Source organism: Sphingobacterium sp. T2 (assembly GCF_000814685.1).
GTDB classification, from domain to species: domain Bacteria; phylum Bacteroidota; class Bacteroidia; order Sphingobacteriales; family Sphingobacteriaceae; genus Sphingobacterium; species Sphingobacterium thermophilum.
In genome coordinates this window covers 1-1,838 of sequence record NZ_JXAC01000240.1, presented here as the reverse complement: position 1 = coordinate 1,838, position 1,838 = coordinate 1, and the positions used below count along the sequence as shown (strand labels likewise).

Sequence of the window (1,838 nt, the reverse complement as noted above, 5' to 3'; positions counted from 1 at the left end):
CATTTAGTTATTAACCTAATAAAGAAAATCTAAAGAAAGTTATACAAAATGCGCAATGGATAAAATCAGATAACACCCAAGCAAGATACTTAAGAACAACTATTTATGGAGGTTAATAGAAGGACACTTGGAACCCTTGCATATAGAAGGTTATTGCGTATATTTGAGAGTTAGCACCAATTTTAAAACGACATAGAAAATGAAAAAAGTAATTTTTACAATCCTGACATTAACCATATTGATGAGTTGCAACGACAACAATAGCGTCAAGAAAGAAGATTATGATAAACTCAAAACTGAACTTGACGAATGTAAAAAGAACAGTAGAAGATTTGAGTAACACGCCTCAAATGAGATTGACAACCGCCCTCAAATTGCGTGAAGAAAATAATGTTGAACAAGCCAAAAGTGAATTGAGAACTCTCATTGAAAAATTTTCTGGCACTGATGAAGCAAAAAAAGCATCACAAATCCTGAAAGAAATTGAAGAATCCGAACGTAAAAAAAAAGAAGAAGCAGAAAAAAAGAGACTTCTTGGTTTTAAAGCATTAAAAGAAACATCAACCACAAAAGTTGGAGAAGTGAGTTTGAAGTTTACAAGCATCAATTCAGTTTCACAATGGAATTTTGACGATTATGGTAGTGAATACAGACTAAGAAAAGCAGAAAGGGGGAATATCTACATTAATGCAAAAGTTGCCATAAGTGCAGACAACAAAGACCCAAATTTGCCACCAATTTCTGTTTATAAAGCGGAAAATGGAGAATTAAGACTCCTAGGAACAATGGGATATGAATTTGTTAGGTGGAAAGATTACGGCTCATATTTAGGGAACTATGCTGACTATGGTAATGACTTTTCACATACCAAGACAATTTCCTTTTCTTGTGGACTCCAAATAACACAGAACGACCTTGATAACAATGCTATTTTTGTTGTGGTTAAGAATCAAAATTGCTTTTATAGAAGCACAGACAGATTTAGTAATCCTCCAGTAAAATATAAGGAATCGGGTTGTAATGTTAAAAACAAATTGACCGTTGACGATTTTGATAACGACTACATTTTATTAAAAGTGTTTAACCGAAATAAACTATAAAAACTGGTGCTAACAGGCGTTTGGCTCAATGGCGGGTGAAGTGGTTAATTGAACATTCTACCTCGCATCAACTTTTGTGGTGTATTGACAGTGAAGTGCAACGAAATCCGCCACTGCGCCAAGCGCCAAACCGTTAGAGTGTCTAAACATAAAGACCCCCACGTTTCTCACAGCTCTGAACTGTGCCTACAGAGCAGTCGGTATGAAGGGTTTTCTGCTTTTGAAGTAATAAATCCCATTGTGGTCATCTTTGAAGCTGTAGCTACAAAATCCTATCCAACGGACTTTTGATAGAATTCAGTTGCGCATTGCTGACCTTTGCATACAGCATCGTGGTCTTAATGTCATTGTGACCAAGTAGCTGCTGTATGAATGACATGTCCGTGCCGTATTCCAGTAAATGTGTGGCGTAGCTATGCCGCAAACCGTGTATCCCTATCGGCTTGTTTACCTTTGCCGCTTTCATTGCATTCTTGAACACCGCCTGTACACTGCGGACGGAATACCGCCCACCGTACCGACCTTCAAAAAGGTAAGTTTTGGGCTGGTATGCTTTATAATATTCCCGCAGCAAATCCAGCACTGCAGACGGTAGTGGTACATACCGATCTTTCTTTCCTTTACCCGCTTCGATGAGTACCTGCATCCGTCCACTGTCGATGTCGCTCAATTTCAGATTGACAATCTCACTTACTCGCAGCCCCATTCCGTAGCACAGATGCAGCATCAGCAAATGCT

The 1,838-nt window shown here is 38.5% G+C and carries 2 protein-coding genes; one reads left to right on the top strand and one right to left on the bottom strand.

All coding sequences use genetic code 11. The annotated features are described in order from the left end of the window. The first annotated feature begins 281 nt into the window (after positions 1 to 281). Positions 282 to 1,100: a hypothetical protein gene (locus SD31_RS13180; RefSeq protein WP_156138366.1), complete on the top strand. Its 819-nt coding sequence runs from the start codon at positions 282 to 284 to the stop codon at positions 1,098 to 1,100. 262 nt (positions 1,101 to 1,362) lie between these two features. Here the strand turns inward: SD31_RS13180 and SD31_RS13175 are convergent. After that, on the bottom strand, positions 1,363 to 1,838 hold a 476-nt coding region (locus SD31_RS13175), incomplete at its 5' end, for a tyrosine-type recombinase/integrase (RefSeq protein WP_039054470.1).

Coding starts and splice junctions, on each gene's coding strand:
- SD31_RS13180 (WP_156138366.1), top strand. CDS start 282: ATGATAAACTCAAAACTGAACTTGACGAATGTAAAAAGAACAGTAGAA.